The sequence below is a fragment of the Haloglomus irregulare genome (assembly GCF_007421925.1).
In the GTDB taxonomy this organism is placed as follows: Archaea; Halobacteriota; Halobacteria; order Halobacteriales; family Haloarculaceae; genus Haloglomus; species Haloglomus irregulare.
In genome coordinates, this window is the sequence record NZ_QMDX01000027.1 from 1 (window position 1) to 17953 (window position 17953).

A 17953-nucleotide genomic window follows, 5' to 3' on the forward strand; every position below is an offset into this window, starting at 1 on the left:
TCGCGCTCCCGGCCTCTGTCGAGACGCAGGTCGAAACCCAGAGCAAGCCCTACACCTCAGCTGCGTTCTTCCACTTCAAGACGACGGGGTCACTCGAACGACACCGTGCCTACCACGCCGCGTACGACTCGGATGCGTTCACCGTCGACTTCGAGGCCGACTACGCGTCGGGCGATCTAACCATCACAGTCGACCGAGCGAACGAGTCCTAAGAATCGACCGCTAGATCAGGTTTTTCGAGCGCCGGCGATGGGTGCCGGCGCAGCAGGAGCGAGCAACGACTCCCGGTGCGTCGGCGCTTCGAGGTGTTCGAGATGCACATGGTCATTTACAGCCTGGTAGAAGCATCGACAGAAGACGAAGCACTATCCACCGGAAAGACGGTGTTCGACCGCCTGGTCGGCGCGGACCCACACGCTGGCGCAGTCTTCGACTACCACGTGACGTTCGATGAGGAAGACACGTCCGTTGCGGGGAAGGCGCGATGGGGTGAGTTGCCGACTGCAGCCCCCATCGACTCCGATGCCGGCCAAGACCTGCTTGAGCGTGGCTGGGAGGCGACGAAAGAGGAGTTCGAGCGGAATCTCGAACGGGTGAGGGAAGCACTTGACGAACTTTCCGATGAGGAGATTATGCGCGACGAAGATCTCGCTCGGCACGCCTTCCACCAGGTTGGCGCCTACGACGGGCCAACGATCTTCCTGTACAACGAATATGCGAACGGGATCCGTCATCGCGAGCAGCTGGATCGAGTGCTGGAGGAGAGCGAGGAGCTCTAGATCGTGCCCGCCGACGTCCACTTCTAACAGATGTCCCGGATCACAAATTGGAAGCGCGAGAGTCGCACACCCACACTCGCATACCGGAATACCGAGACCGGCGCTCGGGCGGTCTTACACCGAGCACCGGATTCGTACCGCTACAAGTGGCGTGGCGCAATCCTCGTCGACGGCTACCCGGTGTGGTCGCGGGGGTACGAGACGAAGGACGCGAAATCGTTCCGTGACGAGCTCCGTGACCGGCCAGCGCCCGAACTGAGTTGTCCCGAGTGTCCGAACAGCGATATAGCAATCGGTGGGAAAACGGCTGACGGTGCGAAGGTTCAGCGCTGGGTCGAGTGTCGGAACTGTGGGTACGAAACATCCTCGCGAATCGTGTACGACGCCGAGCGCTGATTGATAGGAGCGTATCTGCGGTGACGTTTATTTTGGGCCGGAATGGGTGGCCCGTCTCAAGCGGGCCAGATTCACAGATGAGTCTGGAAGTCATCGACCGCCACAGCGAAGCACTGTTCGAGTTCCTCTGGTGTCCCGTCTGCGGGCACGAGATATTCAGTCACATTCCGTTCGAAGGTGTGTTCTGCAAGAACTGCAACACACAGGTCGAACTCCAAGAATCCCGAGAGACACGCGGCTACGAGGAGGCCGTGCTCGCCTGCTTCGACACCCACTCAACGTGGAACCTCCACGTCGACGAAAAGCTCCGTCGCGATCTACCCGATGGGTCGGCACGGGTGAAGATCCTCGGCGCACCGGGTGCCTACAAGATCGACTGGTGGAGTCCAGCACCCGGCGATGACTGGCAGCCGGTCGAACAAGGCGAGTTCGACGATGTCGACGAACCAGCCGATATCTCCCATCTCGCGTAGGAGAAAGCAGTTCCTGTGGCTGTTTTTCGCCCCCTGAGGGGTGCGGGGGTGCTCGAACGAGTAGCTCCCGAACAGACCGATGAGTAGACCTAGCGACACACACTCGATTGAACAGACACACCCAGCGAGCGACTGCGACATCGCCTACGTCGGGTATCGGCAGAGTGGGCAGGCTATCGTCGAGAAACGTCCCGAGCAAGAACGGCTCACGCCAGAGCGGAGTCTCGCGCTGGTGAACCACAGTCCCTCGGGATTCGAGTGGGGATATGGTGGTAGTGGTCCGGCGCAACTCGCGCTCGCACTCCTCCTCGACTACACGGGAGACGAGGCGTTCGCCCTCAACCACTACCAGGAGTTCAAAACCGAGGTCGTGAGCCAGCTAAACTGCGCTGGGTCTGCTGGAAGCTGGCGACTCACCGGACCCGAGATCGACGCAATCCTTCACGAACCATCCAGAGAGCCGGTTGCACCGTCCATCTGAATACCAATCACCGAAAGTAACCCATGTCAGAACATACCCAACCATCTCGTGCGGATGGCGAATCGGCCGAAACCAGTGAACAGGCGACACGAACGGAATACGTCGAACGTAGTGACGTCGGCGTCTCCCTCACCGTGAAGCTCAAACGCGAGACGATACTCCATTTTTTATTACTGGAACGTGGGATCAAGATATATGGCTAAACCCGGACCAGACCCTATGAGTAAAGACGAGTGCCGGGACGCGCTCCGACTCGCCACAGAGCGTCTTGGCCACCCTCCGACTCTCCGTGAGTACCGTTCACTTGACCTATCACCGAATGCCTCAACCATCAAACGCCGCTTCGACGGATGGAACGCGGCGAAAGAAGACATCGGATTGGAAACCGAGCCTTTCAGCTACGACATTAATGAATCGTACTTTTGCGACATTGACACGCCTCGAAAGGCGTACTGGGTCGGACTATTCTGGGCCGATGGGCATCTCGACAGAGACGGACGATTTAACCTCACCTCTATCGATAGAGACCATCTACAGACGTTACTGGACGATCTGGAAGCGGAACACCATATCTATCATCACGACGATACGCCACGGATTTGTATTCGGAACGAGAGCCTCGTCAGGTCGCTCAACGACCTTGGCACGACCCCGGCGAAGTCGAGTAGGGGCTATCTCCCTCCATTGGAGGACTGGGCGTGGCCTCACTTCACCCGTGGACTGTTCGACGGTGATGGACATGCCAAAAACAATCCGAACCGCTCACTTGTTATTGTTCAGAATCGAGACCGCCTCGAACGTCTCCAGCAACACACCCCTGTTGAGGGAACCATTCACGAGGGCAACGAAACCCACCGTATCGGCTGGTGGGGCGGCGACTTTGAGCAGATGGCCCTGTGGATGTACCCAGGCGGGTACGATACCGAACCAGCGCTCGCTCGCAAGCGGGACCCTCTCCTGGACTGGATATAACGACACCCGAGAACAGGACGAGGTAATCGCGGAAGCGAAAGGCAAGACCCTCCAAGACGCTCGCGAGGACATGGAAACCCTTCGGGAGTACATCCACGATCTCGCGGAGGACGCTCGTCAAATCCAACCCGAGGAAGAAGACGGGTAACGGCGGGGGCTGTTTTTGTCGCCTCAGCAGTAGCGGAGGCGATCATCAGTGAGCAATCCTGACGGTCAATCAACTGACGTAAGCGAGCTTTCACCAGAACAACGGCTCGAACCCCAGGATACGCGACTCATCAACGCTGGTATCGTGACGATCAACAATATGGAGACGCTGCGAGCCTGCGTCGCCTACGAGAACGCGAATCAGCAACGGGTCCAAGTCCTCCGCCGGCTTGAACAGCGGGCCAGCGAACTCCGCGCACAAGACGATTGACCCAACGCCCGGAGGTGTCTGTCGGAGCTTCGGTGGGTGGAGGCTCAATCCAGATGAGCGATCGACCAGAGATCGAGATTCAACGACAGACCGCATTCGGTGACGATGGCCAACTCGAAGTAACCGAAACAAGCATCGAGACCTCGCTTGAGGACTTCGGTGCTGACGTGGATCATCGTGACCGGGATTCACGTCTTGATCAGCCCGAGGCGTGTGAGTTCGGCGTCGACGATCGACCCGAAGTTGAGCAAACATCCGAGGGAGATCAGTCAACACTCTTCGCTGATAGAGAGACGAGCGCATACCCCCGCCTTCCCGGGAGTGACGAGTGTTCCGACGCTCTGTCGGAACAGAGGAGCGAACAGGCGGGGGTCGAGCAGACAGCAGAGTGTGACAGTCCACCGTTCTATTGCAGGGCTGGATTTCCCACCGTTTCACTTCCACTCTGGATGGCTGAATTATATGTCTTTCACAGCCGAGGGATGAACTACGTCGACGATGGGCGAGGTCACGAAAACGCTCGAACTGAAGCTAGTGGACCCGAACGTCCACAAGCGACAGAAGCTGCGTGAGACGCGGACCGCCTACCAGCAGGCGCTTCAGGCGGCGTTCGCCGCTGGCTGTGACACACAGTCAGCCGCCAACGACGTGGTTGTCGAGTACGACCTGAGCGGCTACGCGAAAAACGCCCTCAAGAAGTACGTCCCACAACTGCACAACAACTACGACGCCGACGAGCTTCACGACGACCACCCGGTGCGGTTCACCAACGAGGGACTGCAACTTGACCACCAGCCACAGAACGCTATCGAGTGGTACGTCAAAATCCCGCACCACGAGGACTACCACCTCTGGATTCCAGCACGCGCCAATCCCGACCAGCGGGAGTGGCTCGAAGCGGTGTACGCAGACGACGCCGAAATGGGTGAAAGTCGGCTGTTCGAGCGTGACGGGACATGGTATCTCCACGTCACCGCCACCCGCGACGTGGAGGACCAATCTGAGGTGTCCGCCGACGAGCGGGCGCCGCCAGACGAGTCTGGCGAGCCCTGTCTCACTGGGCTCAACAGGACGCCGATAGGCGTGGACATTGGAGAAGCGAGTCTCGTCACGGTGTGTCACCGCGACGGCTCTGGTTCTCCGGTTCGCCCCCACCTGTGGGCCGACGACGGCAAGGCCGTTCGTCGGCTCCGCAAAACCTACTTCACCGCCACGAGACGCCTTCAGCAGCGTGGCAGTGAGCGAATCGCAGAGTCCTACGGTGACGCGCTGTGGGACCGGATCGACGATGTGTTCCACCGTGTGACCCGCGAGGTCGTGGAGTACGCCGAGTCCGTCGAGAACCCGGTGCTGGTGCTGGAAGACCTGACGTACATCCGCGAGAACATGGCCTACGGCGAGTACATGAACCGGCGGTTGCACGGGTGGGGCTTTGCGAAGCTTCACGCACAGATTCGCTACAAAGCCGCCGAGAAGGGGATTCCCGTCGAGACGGTGAATCCCCGGAACACGTCGAAGGCGTGCCACGCTTGCGGTGAACACGGCTACCGGCCACGACAGGCGACGTTCAGATGCTCGAACGACGGCTGTTGGGTCGGTGAGTATCAAGCCGATGTGAACGGGGCGATAAACATTGCAGACCGCTACCGTAGTGGAGAGAGTCACCGCCGAAGCGACCGGACTTCCCGGCAGAAGGCCGGTGACGATGACTCGGCTACGGATGGGGCCTCTTTGGCCGGGCCACAAGACAGCCACGCCGATGCTGAAACCCAGCAGACGACGCGTGGAACGTATGCGTCTTGAAACTAACAGGCCGCGACACTCGGCCTGAAATCCCGTGGTGGGATTCCTCCGCGTTCACGCGGAGGAGGAGGTCAAACGGACGAGGATCAGCAAACCCTCGCTGGCGACGATGCAGCCGCTGGCTGTCTCTTCGAGGAATAGACTGCCCCTATTGATTAGTTATCCGTCGAAATATTGTAGTCTGAACTATAATAGTCTGAGTTCTAATTTTGAAGCGACGCTGAGGGCCAAATAGTCGGTGGTGGTTTTTCGACCCCCAGCAGGGGTGCGGGGAATCCGAACGCCCGCATGCAACCGATGGAGATGAATTCGACTACCGACCCACGAGCAGTCGTACAGGATGTGAGTGAGCGATGTCAGGCGAGTACAGACCGCGTTGAGTACGTCGGGATGCGTGTCGACGGAACACCGGTAGTACTGAACCTTACCACACACGAACGCCTCTCCCCTAATCGAAGTCTCGGTCTCGTGCGGCATAGCCCGGCGGGATTCGACTGGGGCTATACGGGAAGCGGACCGGCACAGCTCGCCTGTGCGCTCCTCTTCGATTACACCGACGACGAAACCGTCGCCGAGAAACACTATATCCAGTTCCGCGACGATGTGGTCAGTCAGTTGGTGTGTGATGGGCCGGCCGACTGCTGGCACCTCACCGGGGAGGATATCGAGGCGGCACTCGCTGAATTCGAAGAGTACCGAGCACTCACGCCAGATGGTGGGACGCCGTCATCGTCACTGCCGGCGAACTGGAGTGCGGTGAGCCGGACAGATCGGACAGTCTTCCAACGTCGGGATATCGACCACTACGTCGTCCTCGCCGAAGGGAGCGAAGAGTGGTTGATCATACTTTGTGCGCAGGAGGACCGGGCGTATCCCGCCCCGCTTGACCAGCGAACACTTCCGGTCGAGAACGATCCTGCTTCAGCCGTGCAGGCACTCGTCGCTGAGAGTAACGATCTCGTCGAGCCAGAGGAGGACATCTGATGGAGAACATCCGACTCTCGCGGGCCACGTATCAGCTCATCGAACGCGCCGTCACGGCGCTGGAGCGTATCGGTCGAGAACTTGGGCGATACAACGACCGGCATGAGCGAACAGGCGGGGAAGACACCGACGAGACGAATCCCGGCGAATCATGACTGGCGAAGCGACGCTTGACGACTTCGAGACCGAGACATCATCTGGTAAGTCCCGCTCGCTCACGCTGGAAGAGCGACTCCTCACCCCAATTTCCCCGTCCATCGGTCTGCGGGTGATTTCCGGGCGCGGCGATCCGCTCTATCTTCATTAGGCGAGAGAATCCCGCGCTTCAGGGCGGGCGTGAATCGCCGCACGGTAGATTTAGGTGTTCAATGGCCGTATTGGGTGGTAACCGACGTAAAACAACCAAGATAACTCCGAATCAGCGGGGCAGAACCTCGACCCCACCGCAGGATAGGAGTAACGGCGGCGTGGCCCTGCCAGCACCCCCGTCGGTGTGCAAACGTAAATTCCCACCCCCAGCGGGCTTCGGCTTGTGGGAAGCCCCGTCGTTTACCACGGGGAGGAGGTCACTCTCATCGTAACACCCTCCTGATCAAACTCCAGTGTCCCGAGGCGACCCGCGTGGCGGGCTACAATACGTGGAGATCGGAGTTCGACCGGCACGTCCAAGAGGGCGAACAGGCGATCTGGATCTGGGCACCCATTATTACGAAGCAGTGCCCCGAGTGCGAGAACTCACCGAGCTACCACGAGCAAAGCGACTGTGACTATGACGAGACATCGCCCGAGGAGTGGTCGAAAGGACTGGTTGGATTCAAACCAACGGCAGTCTTCGATGTGTCTCAAACCGAGGGCGAACCGCTACCCGAGCTGGAAACCGAGGCAGCTGGTGACGCCGACGACCTGGTGCCAGCGCTCCTCCATGCGGCAACTACTCTCGATATCGACGTCCGTGTCGTCGACGCTGCCGAGTGGGAGCATGGCGACGCGAAAGGCGTCTGCAAACACCGGACTCTCCACGAGGGCCAGCCCGTCGTCGAAGCGAAAGCCCGCTCAAATCAGGCCGATCTCGCGGTGACATTGGTTCACGAGTACGCCCACGCGCTGCTTCATTTCGATGGCGACGACGAGCCCGAGCGCGCAAAACGCGAGGTCGAAGCGGAAGCCGTTGCGTACATCGTCGGGCGGTATTTCAACCTGGATACGAGCGGGTCAGCGTTCTATCTTGCCGCGTGGCAGGACGACGATGCGGAGAGCATTCAGGAGCGTCTCGGCCGGATCAGTTCGACCGCTCAGGAGATCATCGACACAGTTGTAGAGGGCTGAACACCCCCTTCCCGGCTGTTAACCAACGCCGGAGGGTACTCTGTCGACATTGTTGGTTAATTCGTTCGGCATCCCGACCCCGTGTGTTTCGATCGGTCCCGAGACATACCCATCGACAGTCGATGTTATCGTTCAGAATCGATTCGGCGCTGCTGGTCACGAAGGAACTCAACGACGGCATCGATATCCTGTTCGGGAACCGTTTGCTGTTCGAAGACTCCTTTGAATGCATCCGCGAAATCCTCCGACGTGAGGCGGTCGAGGACAGTCTCGATGCGACCGGCGAGCTTCTCGGACTCCCCGCGATGCAGATGAGTCGCGATCCGGTCGAAATCCGCGCCAGCAGCCAGCACCACTAGATCCCGAGAGTCTGCCTTGCGGCCACTGTGGACTTTCACCGCGAACAGCAACTCCCGTTCCGGAATCCTGGCTGTTACCGGGCGCCCGGTTCGCAGTTCCTCGGTGACAGAGTGCTGGGCCAGATAGCGATACGACCATTCAGCTTCCGTCTGGCGACAGCCCAGCGCGTCCACCATCGCGTCGAACTGAACCGGATTCCCGATATCTTTCGTAAACCGGATAGTCCGGCCCTCGTAGAGTTCGTTTCGCTCGACATCGGCCGTTTTCTCGTAGCCGCGGTCGGTGAGAAGGTCCGTGTAGTCGTCGACCGCTTGGGCCGGAATGACGACGTCGACGTCCGTGGTGAAGCGTTGATTGAACGCCGCGATCGCCCACCCACCGACGAGCACGTACGGCAGGTCAGCGTCAATGACTGTCTCCAGCGTATCCAGTAGTTCGTCTTCGCGTTCACCGAGGCTCATGTATTGAGACGCGGATCCTCGTGGGACGCGTCGATATCGCGGTCGTACTCGTCGGCGATCATCTCCAACGCCGGCTCGTAGTTCACCCGGTACTCCAACATGTGCTCGATTGCCTCATCCAACGGAATAACCGGATTGCCGTCAACCCACTCACGAGTGATCTCCCCACTCGTCGGGAACAACACGTACGAGACTGTCGCATCGTAGTCGCTCGCATCCGGCCGCTCTTCAATCCGGCTTGGAATCCCGAACTCATCAAAGAACGCCGTCCACTGGTCGACATCCCGGTCGGCGACCTGGATGAAGATCGGATAGTCGTCGTGGCCGCGGGCGATCTGATAGCCGCCGTGGGTCCAGACGTAGACGGCGTCGATTTTCGTGTACGCAAAGGGCATCCCGGCGAAGTGCGGAATGACGTAGCCATCGTCGATCGAGGGGGGAGCAGCGCGAGAGATGGCCGCGACGAGATCGTAGTAGCGATCCCTGACAGCGTAATTCTCGATGTAGACGCCGTCCTCACGCCGGATGAAGCCTGCGTCCTCCAACCGCTCGATCCAGTCGTAGACCCACGAGTAGGAGCCGTCGATCTTCTGGGCGATTCGACGGATCGAGTCGCCCGGCTGGGCCGCAACCATGATCTTCGCCGCGGTCTCGTCGACGTACTCCATCATCGCTAGTTATCGGTATCGCATCTAACTGTGTTAGTCTTGTCCCTCATATTCCCGATAGAGTTATGTCTATACAGATATACTATTCTTCGCTCCGGTAGTCCGATCCGGCTCGGCATTCGAGCAGAGAGGAATTAACCAACAGAGGATATGACTGATCGGTATTTGTTGGTTAAGTTTTTCAGCGCCCGCCGAGGGGCGGAGGCGGACTTCCATCTCCACCGACGCATGACTGACCAATATCTACCGACCGTCCTCGACGAGGCAGAGCGAGTCGCAGAGCACCACGAGCAGGTCGCCCAATCCTCAGACAATCCGAATCACGAGTATCTCCGGTGCGCCGTCCTTCGGCTGCTCGAAGACGAGGCTGACGAGACATCGGTGGAATACCGCAAATCGACGGCCTGACCGTCGGATACGGGGAGGATAAGGCGATGTGCGAGAGCTGGGACGACGACGTCGAGTGGTGGGAGACAGTTCCGCCGCAGAAGGCATGTACTCGCTTCCGGGTATTCTACCCCGACAAGCACGAGGCTGTTCCGCGAGTCATCGTCAACGTGATCACAGCACTCAGGGCGTGGCGTGTCTGGACTGGGAGAGCTGCCGCCTGTGGCTCCTACGACCATCGCGAGCGGCGGGAAGTCCACTATCTGTGGCCGGCGGGGCATCCGGTCGAGGCCTTGCTTGCGAATCGGCTCCAGGGCCCCGAGGCTGCGGTTGCTCCAGACGGCGGCCGCACCGGCGACGTACGCGATCGGATGGTCGTCACGGAGCACTCGACCCAGCACGACCACCTCGAGCCGCGAACCAGCCGTGCCATCGACGAACCAATGGCCGTCTCATTGCTCGAAAAGGGTGGCCGGTACGAGGTCCGATCGGCGTCCGGAAACTGGTACGAAGTCGACATGATCAGCGAGTCGTGTACGTGTCCAGACTGGCAGAAGCGTACGCCCGAGGGTGGCTGTAAACACCTCCGGCGTGTCGAACATGAGATCAAGCAGGGGCGGGTCCCACGACCTGATGAGCGTCTCCTCTCGAACTCGTAGAATCGCCCAGCGTTCGAAAGTTCCCGAGGGTACTGTAACATCAGACGAAACTCCCTGATACAGAGTTTCGAGTAGTGTCAAAGTTGCTGGAGAACCGGTGAGAGCTGTTGGTAGCGGCTTAACCAACAAAACTATGCAGTTTGCGCCTGTGTTGGTTAACATAGATCGGGCCATGTCCTACGAGCCACCGACGCCCCCAGCGGACCTCCCCACCGACGTCATCGACACACTCAACGACTACTCACCCGATTTGCTCCGAGACGTGGCTCACTATGCCGAGGACCTCGCTGAGCATCGCGAGCGTGAGGCCCGCCTTGCCGAAGCGAAGAATGAAGACAAAATCAACGAGCGCCCCGATGATCTCCCGGATGATGTCCCAACGAAGGCGACGATCACCATCAAGGAGATCAACGATAACCGCTACCACTACTGGCGGTGGCGGGAAGGGGATCGCATTAAATCAAAGTACAAATCACCAGTGAATCTGGACGAATAAACGAACTAGTACCTCAGTCGGAGGGCCAGTTGGTCGGAGAGACACCCCGTCTGCGAAGTGAAAGACGGACGCTGTTAGCGCTCGGGTCACGGAGCGGTCTCGTATCTGTTGATGTTGTCGGGTTTCTCCACCCGGTCGTAGATCTTGTGAAGCGTGTCTTGTGCCCGGAGGATCTTGTGTTCCTCGAAGAACTGCCGACTGCTCTCGTTGATCCCGCAGAACTTGTACGGCAGGTCGTTCTGGCGGCGACTCTCGGACAGGAGCACTTCTTCGACGATGCCAGCGTCGACGAGTTGCTGGAGGTGCTGGGGAATCATCGTTTGACTCTTCCCCGGGTTGACGGAGTCGAGTTCTCTCAACGTCGGTAGTTCCGACGGATGCCCGATGATATCCTGGAGGAGCGCGAATCGCGTCTCCTGGATGATGACGTTGAGCCGCTCCCGAACGGACTCCAGGTCACCTGGCGTGTTGTCGGAGGTACTCATACCACAAAATTCGAGCGATGCGTGGAGAAGCGTTTCTCTCAAATGCACATCGGTTTCAGCCGAATTGATCGACCCGACTGTCTGTGTCGGTAGCATCGTTAATACAGGAGAACAGATATTGAGATCCCCGAACTCGATTGAGAAATTAAGAAGACGCACCCCTATCGACTTGTTCACCAAAACCACCTGCATGCGGAGGGTCACCTCTATCGATTTGTTCAGCGAGAAGCTATCCACGGAAGACCAATGTTGAGCCAAGGAGGGGAACTGCCGAAATTGAGTGGAGAGTCGACTCTACACGTAATCGACTGTGTCTGTTGTATCCGAGTCGACAGGACCACACACCCACCCCTATCGATTTGTTCTGACCACAAAGGGTTGGTGGGAGAGTCGATCACGAGGAACCTACGTGAATATAGCCAATCAGGATGAGGTCCTCCGACAGACTCGGTCTTTATGATCTCGATTCCAACTGTATTCAGCAGACGGGAAAGATATTGGACAAATCGATAGGGGTGGGTGTAGAGCAGGATTCCGATTCCTCAATCGATGTTTAAGTATTCTATTAGGAGAGAAATAGAGGGATTGAGTGTGGTTAGAACAAGTCGATAGAGGTGCGTTCTACTTAATTAGCTAGTAGCTAGAACTAGAAAGAAGAGAAAGAGAAGATGAAATCAGCCCTTGATCCCATGCTAATCGTGACGTAGATGGAGCGTTAGCCCGTTCGGGAATTCTCTCATCCTACCCTCCTATGTGGTTAGAACAAATCGATAGGGGTGAGAGGGTGTTCGGGAGTTCTCCTGGATCAGTCGAGACGAAGGGGTCCTAACAAATCGTCGGAGGTCGCAGAGGACAACGGTGCAACCCTCCGATATCCTGGTTATGAACGTTATACTGGTAGAAAAGAAATCGACAGGGGAATCTTTTAGTATGCTGATAGAGTGGGTTCTGGTATGCCCACGGATCCTGGTCCCGAGGAAGCCTCCGAGTCCACGGGTTCTATCAAAGATCTCATTCTCGAGCAGGAAGAAGCCGCGAGTCTCATCAAGTCCCGGTCACTGCTTGAACCGAACGAGATCGTCGACGAAGAACGTATCGTCGGTCGTGACACCCAACTCACCGATATCACTCAGCACCTCCGCGTCGCGATTAGTAACGAGCGGCCACCGAACCTTCTCCTCTATGGCCCCTCCGGGACCGGGAAATCGCTCATCATCAACGCCGTCTGCCAGAACATCGTCGAACTCTGCGAAAGTCGTGACATCCGGTTCGGCGTCATCCAGATGAACTGCCAGAACGTGGGGACTCTCGGTGCAGGTGTCTACGAACTTGCGCGAAAAGTGGCGAACGACATCGGAACGACTGTCGACGTTCCGGAACATGGGGTTCCAAACAAAAAAAAATGGCGTGAACTCTACCGTCTGATCAATGACCATTACGACACAGTCGTGTTCATCCTTGATGAACTCGACATGCTCATCGGTCGTCGCGATAAGGACGAGCCAGCCTTCTCCCGCCTTCTCTATCAGCTCTCTCGTGCTGGAAGCACCGACGAGATCACTGCCCAGGTCTCCGTGACTGCCATCACTAACGACACGAAGATGATGGAGAGTGTGGGAAGTCGTGCTCTCAGTTCGTTCACTCCCGAGGACGTTCATTTCAGTGACTATGATGCCAACCAACTCCGGGAGATCCTCCGGGCTCGGGAAGACGCTTTTTATGAGGATGTACTCAGCGACGACGTCATTCCGCTTGCAGCAGCATTCGCCGCCCAAACCAATGGGGATGCACGGAAGGCGATCGATCTGATGCGAACAGCGGGGTCGATTGCAGAAAAAACAGGTGCGGACGAAGTCCGTGAGGAGCACGTTCGAGAGGCTCAAAATAAGGTTGAGAAGAACCGCGTGTTGGAAGTGACACGTGGGATTAGTACGCAGAAGAAGCTCTGTCTGTTCGCGACTGCAGTTGTGGCCCGTGAGGCCGGAACTGGTGCAGCAAAGAGCCCGATTGGATACCGGGTGTATCAGTACTTGACGGGTACCCTAGATTCAGATCAGTATCATCAGGAGACGTACGTGAACAAAATGAAAGAACTCACGACGTATTCGTTGGTCGAGACAGAGCGGAAGAGTCAGGGGCCACACTCGGGCAGCTACCTTGAGTTCGCGTTTGGTGAGAACTCGGAGACCATCATCGAGACGCTTCGAGAGGATTCGCGACTTGACGACGTCCACGATGACGAACTCCGCACTGTTGTGAACGCACAGCTAAAGAAGTAGGCTGTTCCTCGAACAAGTCGATAGGGGTGAGGGTGTTATCGATGACTCAGCGCCGTCGCTGACAAGAACAAGTCGATAGGGGTGGGTCTGCAGATCGTGGTGGTCGCTCACACAACAAATCGATAGAGGCGAGTGTCCAAGAGTTCGTGTCACCGATATTCTGCAGTTGTTGTGATACTGGGCTCTTCGAACTGGTCGACAGTGCCCACTTGGCTGACTTCGATGACAAATCGATCTGTGGTTGCTGTGTCAGTCATGATCGTCGTTGTGCTATCGGTCGGCAAACTCCTCAAGTAACTTTTCCAACATCGGTCGGAGTTTGTACTTTTCAGAGTGTTCATCCCGGAAATCCTGTACGTAGGCCCGCCACTCGTTGAGCTCGCCCGCAGCGTCGGCCGCATTTCCGGTTGTCGCTGGCCAGTCTACGGCGTGTCGATACTGCTGTGATTCCCCTTCCTCGATGATCGGTTCGGCCTGTGCTTTGCAGGCGTCGATCGTCCACTCTGGGTGCTCCTCGAAGACGGCATCGGCGACCGGTTCGACCACCATGTCGTCCAAAAAACGATCCGCGATGGCGATGGCCTCGTCGTATCGCTCCGCGTACAGGAATATCTCGACATGTCGTTGCGCATTTCGCTTGGTCGTGTCTCGGTTCGCAAGCGATCTCAGTATCTCCTCGCGAACAGTCGGCCAGTCTTCACCAGCGAGTTCTTCTGTCGCCTGGTAGGCCGCGAGTGTGGGTGCGGCTTCGAACGCGGTGACGGCCGCCTCTAGTGCCACCTCTGGTTCGTCCAAGTTGGCGGCTCTGTCGCGGAGCCACTCGGCCAGATCTGCCTTCCCGTTGCCGTCCAGGGACAATCCGTGCTGGCTTATCTCCAGTGCTGCCTGTGGTCGGTCGTGTTCTCGGAGTGCTCTGGCCAGCGTGAGTGCGTTGTTGGGCGCGTGCAGGTTCTGCTGGCCATACTCGATCGCCTCGTTGATACGGTCCTCCTCGATGAGCATCGTCGTGTACGCGTCGATTCGGTTGGTGGCGGCCGCTAGAGCAAGATACTCGTCGACTCCGAGCAGTGGACGCATATATTAGATAAAGCGAGTAGAGTGTGCCCATAATTCGGGGTAGACCCCCCGTTTCAGCATGGGTTCGCCGCCATTCTAATCGGGTTGTCCTGTAACCCGATTACGAGACGAGGGAGTTCTCAAGCAATGATAGGTTCCGGATGCACTGCTCCATATAGGGCGCGAGTTGGTCCTATCGAAGAGGGTTCAGAATCTATACTGAGTCGATCGATACAGAGCGCGGAATACTGGATGTGGATTCTATCAGGAGCGTTTGATACTACTTAGATGACGGATGTGAAGACAGAGTCGTTACGCACTCAATTATCAAATATACGAATATAGACCAATCATATTAACGTTCGTATCGAGCACCCAGAATCAATTAACCAGATGGCGTATCCAGAACGGGCTCCCGCCGAGGGTGTCGTCCTTCCAGAAGTGTACGAATATCTTCGTGTCGGAGTTATTCTCCATCACCCCGAGACCGGTGCCATCCTTGATAATAATCACCGTTTGGAGTCGATGTTCGGGTACTCGACTGACGAACTCCGAGAGATGAACATTGAGGATTTCACGGCCAACACGTATCACTTCTCGCAGGCAGAAGCCGAGCGTCGAATACGGGCCGCTGGAGATGGACCCACTCAGCAGTTTGAATGGCGCGTCAAGTGTTCGAACGGCCAGCTCATCTGGGTCGAAGTGTATCTGGCGAGTATCAGTATCGACGACCAGTCGTACGTGCTCGGAGAGATCCGAGACATCACCGAGTACAAAACCAACGACCGACGCCTAGGGCTGTTCTACCGCCTCCTCAGGCATAACATCCGCAACGATGTCAACGTGATTTCAGGGTACGCGGACAGGATAAGCCCCGACCGAGAAGCGAGCGACCTTATCACGGACGCCGAAACCATCCGGGAGACTGCGAACGGTCTCACTGGGGTCGTCGATTCCGTGAAACAAATTGAGGAGACGATTACGCGGAAGGACTCAGAGCGCACTCTCAGGCGAGTCGCTACCGTTGTTGAGACCGTCGCCGACGAGCATCGGGAAGCGTACCCACACGCTTCCATCGATGTCACGGAACGGACGGTGCTCTGGGTGGAGACGGACGAGGAACTCCGAGACGCGCTGGAACAGGCGATCGAGAACGCGATTGTACACAACGATCAGCCCGAGCCGACCGTCAGTATCCGAATCGACGAGTCGCCGAACACCGGCCGAGTCGAGATCAAGATCAGCGATACGGGCCCACCGATTCCCCAGATGGAGCTCACCGCGCTCGACGAGTACTCCGAGAGGACATCCACCACACACGGGTCGGGGGTCGGGCTCTTCGTAATGAAGTGGTGTGTCGAAGCACTCGGCGGAGAGTTCAGATTCGCCGAAAACAGGCCACGTGGTAACTCCGTGTATATTTATCTGCCTCCGAAGGCTGACCCCTCCAGTTGACGGTGCGCCGAGTAACTCGGTGATTCAGCTGTGGACTGAGCCACAGGTGGCTCTTTTTCCAGGGGCGCCGCCAGTGGTTAGGACCGGCCGAAGGCGGTGACGACCTCTCCGAGCTCGCGGGCGCTCAGTTCTCCCGCCCCGAAGTCGGTGACGGCCGCGCCCAGTTCCCGGGCGGTGACCGTGCCGTCGCCATTGGTATCGTACTCGCCGGCGGTCCCACCGAGCGGCGAGTCCGCCGAATCGGCCGTGATCTCAAGCACGGTCGTCACGCGGTCGGTCGTGGTCCCGGTTGCATCCAGCACGGCGGTGTCGATCTCGACCGTCGTGGGGGGACTGAGGTCCGCCGCGATGTCGAACGCGACCGTCGGGCTGAGGCTGCTGGTGGGGTCGGAGAACACCAGCGATGAGTCATCGAAGACGCCCGTGGTGTCGCTGGCTTCGGGATTGATCGCCAGCGCTGCGGGGAGCGGCTCAAACGCCACTGCGACAGATGCCTGCCCGCTGACGTTCGCCAGCGCGTATTCAACCCGGGCTTGCCCGCCAGGCGTCCCGGGCTGTTGGACCGTCGCCCGCACCGACGGGCCCGCGCCACCTCCAGGTGCCGCGTCGTCGCTGGTGAACACGTACGCCGAGCCCGCTGCGCGCCCGTTCGGATCCTCATCTGCAAAAGCTCCGATGAGGGCGGTGGTTCCATCACTCGATCCCGCCACTGACCTGCCGAAGCGATCCCTACGGTCGCCGTCGGTCGCGGCGAGTTTCTGCTGTTGGCTCCAGGTGCCCTCACTCTCGGTGAACACATACACCGAGCCCGCACCGGGCCCGTTCGGGTCCACATCTCGCTGCGCCCCGATGAGGGCGGTGGTCCCATCAGTTGACACCGCCACTGAACCGCCAAAGAGCCCTCCAATATCGCCATCGGTCGCGGCGAGTTTCTGCTGTTGGCTCCAGGTGCCCTCACTCTCGGTGAACACATACACCGAGCCCGCACCGGGCCCGTTCGGGTCCACATCTCGCTGCGCCCCGATGAGGGCGGTGGTCCCATCAGTTGACACCGCCACTGAACCGCCAAAGAGCCCTCCAATATCGCCATCGGTCGCGGCGAGTTTCTGCTGTTGGCTCCAGGTGCCCTCACTCTCGGTGAACACATACGCCGAGCCCGTATTGTCTCCGTTCGGGTCCTCATCTCCAGAAGCCCCGATGAGGGCGGTGGTTCCATCACTCGATACCGCCACGGACTCGCCGAAGAGATCCTCACGGTCGCCGTCGGTCGCGGTGAGTTTCTGCTGTTGGCTCCAGGTGCCCCCACTTTCGGTGAACACGTACACCGAGCCCGCATCGGGCCCGTTCGGGTCCTCATCTCCAGGAGCCCCGATGAGGGCGGTGGTTCCATCACTCGACACCGCTACTGAGAAGCCGAAGAGATCCTCACTGTCACCGTCGGTCGCGGCAAGTTTCTGCTGTTGGCTCCAGGTGCCTCCACTCTCGGTGAACACATACGCCGCGCCCGCAAGCCTTCCGTTCGGATTCTCATCCCGCAAAGCCCCGATGAGGGCGGTGGTTCCATCACTCGACACCGCCACTGAATTAGTCGGCGTGGGGCGGGCGGCCTGACGGCGTCGTCGGGCGGTGATTCCATTACTCGACACCGCCACTGACTCGCCGTAGAGATCCTCACGGTCGCCGTCGGTCGCGGTGAGTTTCTGCTGTTGGCTCCAAGTGCCCTCACTCTCGGTGAACACATACGCCGAGCCCGCAAGGGCTCCGCTCGGGTCCTCATCCTGCAAAGCTCCGATGAGGGCGGTGGTCCCATCACTCGATACCGCCACTGACCCGCCAAAGAGCCCCCTACTATCGCCGTCGGAAGTAGTGAGTTTCTGCTGTTGGTTCCAGGTGCCTCCACTCTCGGTGAACACATACACCGACCCTGCGTTCGGTCCGTTCGGGCCCTCATCTCCAGGAGCCCCGATGAGGGCGGTGGTTCCATCACTCGACACCGCTACTGAGAAGCCGAAGAC

At 58.5% G+C, this 17953-nt stretch carries 17 protein-coding genes and 6 pseudogenes; 18 read left to right on the forward strand and 5 right to left on the reverse strand.

What is annotated here, in order from left to right; all coding sequences use genetic code 11:
- The 14 genes and pseudogenes from DP107_RS18370 to DP107_RS18425 all read left to right on the forward strand — a co-directional run.
- Window positions 1-212, forward strand: a pseudogene (locus DP107_RS18370) (hypothetical protein); the annotation flags it as partial.
- 102 nt (window positions 213-314) lie between these two features.
- Window positions 315-779: a hypothetical protein gene (locus DP107_RS18375; RefSeq protein ID WP_144263575.1), complete on the forward strand. Its 465-nt coding sequence runs from the start codon at window positions 315-317 to the stop codon at window positions 777-779.
- Window positions 780-809: 30 nt separating this feature from the next.
- Window positions 810-1175: a DUF7568 family protein gene (locus DP107_RS18380; protein ID WP_144263553.1), complete on the forward strand. Its 366-nt coding sequence runs from the start codon at window positions 810-812 to the stop codon at window positions 1173-1175.
- A 77-nt stretch (window positions 1176-1252) separates the two neighbouring features.
- Window positions 1253-1648: a DUF7567 family protein gene (locus DP107_RS18385; RefSeq protein ID WP_144263554.1), complete on the forward strand. Its 396-nt coding sequence runs from the start codon at window positions 1253-1255 to the stop codon at window positions 1646-1648.
- A 79-nt stretch (window positions 1649-1727) separates the two neighbouring features.
- Window positions 1728-2129, forward strand: coding sequence for a DUF6166 domain-containing protein (locus DP107_RS18390; protein ID WP_144263555.1), 402 nt, complete (start codon window positions 1728-1730; stop codon window positions 2127-2129).
- A 23-nt stretch (window positions 2130-2152) separates the two neighbouring features.
- Window positions 2153-2284, forward strand: a pseudogene (locus DP107_RS21720) (DUF7389 domain-containing protein); the annotation flags it as partial.
- Between the two features lie 64 nt (window positions 2285-2348).
- Window positions 2349-3101 (forward strand): LAGLIDADG family homing endonuclease, encoded by a 753-nt coding sequence (locus DP107_RS20350; RefSeq protein WP_185977396.1) that lies wholly within the window; start codon window positions 2349-2351, stop codon window positions 3099-3101.
- Window positions 3102-3105: 4 nt separating this feature from the next.
- Window positions 3106-3249: pseudogene (locus DP107_RS21725) on the forward strand (DUF7389 domain-containing protein); the annotation flags it as partial.
- A 48-nt stretch (window positions 3250-3297) separates the two neighbouring features.
- Window positions 3298-3519: a hypothetical protein gene (locus DP107_RS18405; RefSeq protein ID WP_144263558.1), complete on the forward strand. Its 222-nt coding sequence runs from the start codon at window positions 3298-3300 to the stop codon at window positions 3517-3519.
- Between the two features lie 53 nt (window positions 3520-3572).
- Window positions 3573-3872 (forward strand): annotated as a pseudogene (locus tag DP107_RS21585) (hypothetical protein); the annotation flags it as partial.
- A gap of 145 nt (window positions 3873-4017) precedes the next feature.
- Window positions 4018-5322, forward strand: a complete 1305-nt coding sequence (locus DP107_RS18415) for an RNA-guided endonuclease InsQ/TnpB family protein (protein WP_144263559.1) — start codon at window positions 4018-4020, stop codon at window positions 5320-5322.
- A 297-nt stretch (window positions 5323-5619) separates the two neighbouring features.
- Window positions 5620-6306: a DUF6166 domain-containing protein gene (locus DP107_RS18420; protein ID WP_144263576.1), complete on the forward strand. Its 687-nt coding sequence runs from the start codon at window positions 5620-5622 to the stop codon at window positions 6304-6306.
- A complete protein-coding gene (locus DP107_RS20355; RefSeq protein ID WP_185977397.1) occupies window positions 6306-6461 on the forward strand; it encodes a hypothetical protein in 156 nt (51 codons plus the stop codon). Before DP107_RS18420 ends, DP107_RS20355 begins: the two co-directional genes overlap by 1 nt.
- 412 nt (window positions 6462-6873) lie before the next feature.
- Window positions 6874-7632, forward strand: a pseudogene (locus DP107_RS18425) (DUF955 domain-containing protein); the annotation flags it as partial.
- A gap of 125 nt (window positions 7633-7757) precedes the next feature.
- Here DP107_RS18425 and DP107_RS18430 read toward each other — a convergent pair.
- Together DP107_RS18430 and DP107_RS18435 are read right to left on the reverse strand one after the other, a co-directional pair.
- Entirely contained in the window at window positions 7758-8453 is a 696-nt protein-coding gene (locus DP107_RS18430; protein ID WP_144263560.1) for a nucleotidyltransferase domain-containing protein, read from the reverse strand.
- On the reverse strand, window positions 8450-9121 hold the full coding sequence (locus tag DP107_RS18435; RefSeq protein WP_144263561.1) for a helix-turn-helix domain-containing protein: 672 nt from the start codon (window positions 9119-9121) through the stop codon (window positions 8450-8452). Before DP107_RS18435 ends, DP107_RS18430 begins: the two co-directional genes overlap by 4 nt.
- Before the next feature lie 228 nt (window positions 9122-9349).
- Between DP107_RS18435 and DP107_RS18445 the strand changes: the two are divergent.
- Together DP107_RS18445 and DP107_RS18450 are read left to right on the forward strand one after the other, a co-directional pair.
- Window positions 9350-10167, forward strand: a pseudogene (locus tag DP107_RS18445) (hypothetical protein).
- 172 nt (window positions 10168-10339) lie between these two features.
- Entirely contained in the window at window positions 10340-10663 is a 324-nt protein-coding gene (locus tag DP107_RS18450; RefSeq protein WP_144263577.1) for a hypothetical protein, read from the forward strand.
- A gap of 86 nt (window positions 10664-10749) precedes the next feature.
- On the opposite strand, the gene DP107_RS18455 is transcribed toward DP107_RS18450, so the two are convergent.
- Window positions 10750-11148, reverse strand: a complete 399-nt coding sequence (locus DP107_RS18455; RefSeq protein WP_144263564.1) for a helix-turn-helix domain-containing protein — start codon at window positions 11146-11148, stop codon at window positions 10750-10752.
- A gap of 953 nt (window positions 11149-12101) precedes the next feature.
- Between DP107_RS18455 and DP107_RS18460 the strand changes: the two genes are divergently transcribed.
- Window positions 12102-13427 (forward strand): orc1/cdc6 family replication initiation protein, encoded by a 1326-nt coding sequence (locus DP107_RS18460; RefSeq protein ID WP_144263565.1) that lies wholly within the window; start codon window positions 12102-12104, stop codon window positions 13425-13427.
- A 270-nt stretch (window positions 13428-13697) separates the two neighbouring features.
- Here DP107_RS18460 and DP107_RS18465 read toward each other — a convergent pair whose 3' ends face one another.
- The gene (locus DP107_RS18465) at window positions 13698-14504 is read right to left on the reverse strand and encodes a hypothetical protein (protein ID WP_202877453.1); all 807 of its coding nucleotides are present in this window, start codon (window positions 14502-14504) and stop codon (window positions 13698-13700) included.
- 372 nt (window positions 14505-14876) lie between these two features.
- Here DP107_RS18465 and DP107_RS18470 point away from each other — a divergent pair, with 372 nt between their 5' ends.
- Complete coding sequence (locus DP107_RS18470) at window positions 14877-15938, forward strand: PAS domain-containing sensor histidine kinase (RefSeq protein ID WP_144263566.1); 1062 nt, start codon at window positions 14877-14879, stop codon at window positions 15936-15938.
- A gap of 77 nt (window positions 15939-16015) precedes the next feature.
- Here DP107_RS18470 and DP107_RS18475 read toward each other — a convergent pair.
- On the reverse strand, window positions 16016-17953 hold a 1938-nt coding region (locus DP107_RS18475), incomplete at its 5' end, for an FG-GAP repeat protein (protein WP_238330951.1).